The organism is Pseudanabaena sp. 'Roaring Creek', assembly GCF_001402795.1.
GTDB lineage: Bacteria > Cyanobacteriota > Cyanobacteriia > Pseudanabaenales > Pseudanabaenaceae > Pseudanabaena.
The window spans coordinates 1-4,149 of the sequence record NZ_LIRE01000064.1 but is presented as its reverse complement, the minus strand read 5'-3'; the positions used below and the strand labels follow the sequence as shown (position 1 = coordinate 4,149).

At 47.5% G+C, this 4,149-nt stretch carries 2 protein-coding genes; one reads left to right on the top strand and one right to left on the bottom strand.

The features are described from left to right. Positions 1–31 precede the first annotated feature (31 nt). Positions 32–2,728, bottom strand: a complete 2,697-nt coding sequence (gene mutS, locus AC805_RS02040) for a DNA mismatch repair protein MutS (RefSeq protein WP_055073880.1) — start codon at positions 2,726–2,728, stop codon at positions 32–34. A 264-nt stretch (positions 2,729–2,992) separates the two neighbouring features. Between mutS and AC805_RS02035 the strand changes: the two genes are divergently transcribed. Continuing rightward, positions 2,993–4,090 (top strand): metallophosphoesterase, encoded by a 1,098-nt coding sequence (locus AC805_RS02035; RefSeq protein WP_055073879.1) that lies wholly within the window; start codon positions 2,993–2,995, stop codon positions 4,088–4,090. Positions 4,091–4,149: the final 59 nt, after the last annotated feature.

Sequence of the window (4,149 nt, the reverse complement as noted above, 5' to 3'; positions counted from 1 at the left end):
GGTTTTAAGTTTACTTATGCCTAGCTACTTACTAGGGAGCAGTGGTGTCAAAAATAGTCATTTGCGAATCGTTAGGAAAATCGTTAGGAGATTTTTTAGTGGCTTTTGGTGGTGATTTTTGAGAGCGATCGCTGGATTGTCGATCGCGATGCGGCGAACCCCCTTTACGTAATCCCGTAGCAATATGGCTATTTTTAGCGATTTGTTCTAAAACCTCCTTAGCGCGACTGATTACGGTGGCGGGCAAGCCTGCTAAGCGTCCCACTTCGATCCCATAGGAACGATCGGCACCGCCCTCTTGAACCTGATGTAAGAAAATAATCTCATCTTCTAACTCCTTGACCGTGACTTGAAAATTTGCCACATTTGGGAGTAGGCTGGCGAGTTCGTTCAGTTCGTGATAGTGGGTTGCAAAAATCCCGCGAGCTTTGATTTTATTGGCAATATATTCGGCTACCGACCAAGCGATCGCCATACCGTCAAAGGTAGAAGTGCCCCGTCCGATTTCATCCAGCAATACTAAGGAATGCTCCTTGGCATGATTGAGGATATTTGCCGTTTCATTCATTTCCACCATAAATGTCGATTGTCCCGTGGCGAGATCGTCAACTGCACCCACACGGGTAAAAATGCGATCGCAGATACCCAAGGTTGCCGCTTCCGCAGGGACAAAGCTCCCCACCTGAGCCATGAGTTGAATTAAGCCCACCTGACGCAAGTAAATACTTTTACCACTCATATTGGGACCAGTTAAAACGATTAAATCGGGGCATACCGATTGGCGATCGCTACCTAAATAGGTGGAATTGGGAATGAAAAAGCCTGCGGGTAGGGACTGCTCGACAACGGGATGGCGACCATTGTGGATCGCGATCGCGCGATCGTTAGTAATTTGGGGACGGCAATAGTTGTAAGTAACGGCAACTTCCGCCAGACTGCATAGGACATCTGCCGCAGCGAGAGCTGTCGCTAAGGTGCGCATGGGTTCGATCTGTTGCGCGGCAAGCAATCTTAACTCGACAAACAGATCGTATTCCAATTGTTTTAATTCACTATCGGCATTGAGAATCCTTGTCTCGCGTTCCTTCAGTTCGGGCGTGATATACCGCTCTTCATTGGTTAAGGTTTGCTTGCGAATGTAATCCGTAGGGGCTTGCTCGCTCTTACCGCGCGAGATACTAATGTAATAGCCAAAGGCTTTGTTAAAGCCAACTTTGAGCGTATTAATGCCTGTGCGTTCCTTTTCCTGCTTCTCAAAGGCAGATAGCCATTCCACATCATCGCGACTCTGCTGGCGCAGGCGGTCTAATTGTTCGTTCACCCCAGAACGAATGATATTACCCTCCGTAATATAAATTGGGGGTTCTTCCACGAGAGTCTTTTGTAACTGATCGCCCAGTTGTAATAGTGCCGATGGTACGGACTGTAAAGCTTTTAGATAGCGCGAATTGCTTCTAGCAACTACATCGGCAACATCGCGCATTTTTTCTAACGACATTGCCACAGCGATTAAATCGCGCCCATTTGCCGTGCCCGCGCCGATGCGACTGCACAGACGTTCGATATCATAGATTTGACTGAGGCAACTTCGCAAATTCTTGCGTAAAGAATGCTGCTTGTATAGCTCGGCAATCGTATCTAGGCGTTCGTTGATAGCCTCGATATCCTTTAGTGGTTGTAATAGCCAACGGCGCAAAGCACGGCTACCCATGCCTGTTGTCGTCTTATCTAAAGCCCAGAGCAAGGAACTATAAAAAGTACCATCCCGAACGGTTTGGGTAATTTCTAAATTGCGGCGCGTTTGGTTATCGAGGATTAGGTAATCAGCGATCGCATAGGTGGATATTCCCTGCAATGGCATTTTGATGCTTTTTTGGGTGGATTCGAGATATTCTAAAATCCCCCCTGCGGCTCTAATGGCTAAGGGCAAGGATTGACAGCCAAATCCCTCCAGCGATCGCACTCTGAAGGTATCAAGAATGCGCTGTTTTGCCTCGGCTAGGGCAAAAGGAGCTTGCGATCGCGGCGTATAACAAAAGCTATCGGGCAAGGTGCTATAGGGTTCGGGCAGGGCAGATTTTTCCTTGGGGGCAATCCCTTCCCAAAAGATGCTGGGCTTATCCGATCGCGAACCGCGAAATAATTGGGGATTGGGGACATCAATGGGAATGAGAACCTCCGCAGGTTGTAACCGCAATAGTTCTTGAATTAAATGTTCCATACTATTGAGCTGCGTTACGGAAAATTCACCCGTCGAAATATCGGTATATGCCAAGCCCCAGTTTTCGCCCCCATTGGCGATCGCTACCAAGAAATTATTTTGCTTTACTGCCAGCATCCCCTCTTCGATTACAGTTCCAGGGGTAATGACTCTGGTCACTTCGCGGCGGACTAGCCCCTGCGCCTCCGAGGCTGCCTCCATCTGGTCGCACACAGCGATCGAATAGCCTTTCTCAACCAATTGATTGGCATAGCGATCGAGGGCATGGTGGGGGATACCCGCCATCGCAATTCGTCCGATCGCCTTACCGCCATCGCGTCCAGTTAATACCAATTCCAATTCCCGCGAAATTAGTTCTGCATCTTCAAAAAATGCCTCAAAAAAATCCCCCAACCGATACAACATCACCGTATGGGGATATTGCTCTTTCATTTCGATATAGTGCAACATCATGGGGGTGAGTGCCGTGCGATTAACTTGAGCCGACGACAGAACTAATTCAGCCATTCAAATTTTGGTCTTAAACAATGTATCCAACCTATTGTAAACGCCATTTTGTATCTTCATTGCTGTCTATAGCAATCCCATATCAAACCCGAAAGATGAGTGGTGGCGCTTCGCGCCGCCACTCATCTTTCGGGTTTGATGCGTCCTCGTGATGCCCCATCGTCCATCTAACGATCGCCATATGCTGTTTTTTAACTGCGCTGAACTACTTATATCTAGCTATACTCTATAATCAGAAGGTAATTATTCATGGCTTGGATCTAGGTGGCACTTAAGTTTAAATTTGCGATCGCCTCCGATTTGCACATCGCATTGCCCCACACTATTTGGCATCACCCTTCGCGATTTCACCTTGTGGAATACAGCATTCCAGCTTTTGAAGAAGTGCTGTCGCAAATCGCTCACCTAGATATAGATTTTCTTCTGTTACCTGGGGATCTGACCCAGCATGGGGAACCAGAAAACCATCAATGGCTATCGGAAAGACTGGCGCAACTGCCCTATCCCGTCTATGTGATCGCAGGCAATCACGATGTCCCCAGACTCGAAACCTTCGATCAATTTACTCCTCACTATACTAATTTTGGTTTTAAGTCTGGCAAGAGCGCACCTCGCAAGCTCTACTACGAATGCGAAGTATTACCAAAGGTGCGTTTAATTGGATTAAATTCCAATCAGTTTGATGCTGAAGGTCAGCAGATTGGCTGGATTGATGACGAGCAATTAATCTGGTTGGAATCCATTCTCGAAAATCAGGATTACGAACTGAATTTAGTAACGATTCATCATAATGTACTGGAACATATGCATGACCAGTCCTGTAATGCGCTCGGACAGCGCTACATGCTCGGTAATGCCGATCGCCTATGTCAAATTTTACGGGCAAAGGTACAGTTGATCTTTACGGGGCATCTCCACGTACAGGATATTGCCTATAGCGATCGCTACGATCTCTATGACATTACTACGGGCTCTCTGGTTAGTTTTCCCCACCCCTATCGGATTCTCAGCTATAGCTCCGATGATTCAGGCGATCGCCTAGAGATCGAATCATTTCGCGTCAAATCCATTCCCGAACAGCCCGATCTCCTTCATTTTTCGCGGGAATGGATGGGCGATCGATCGCACCCCTTCGTCCTGAGATTGCTCACCCATGCCCCTCTCCATCTCCCGATCGAAATTGCCGAAACCCTCACTCCCGAACTGCGATATTTCTGGGCTTATATTGCCGATGGCGATGCCAAATTTGAGTTCCCAAACTTTCCACCGATCGCCAAAAAATACTTTGAAGCCTTCAGTGATGTTCCACCCAAGGATAATAACATTACCCTCGCGCTGAGAAGCCATAATCAAACCGAATAGAGAGTTACGACGCTTCGCGCCGCAACTCTCTATTCGGTTTGATGTCCTGACTTAAGTGA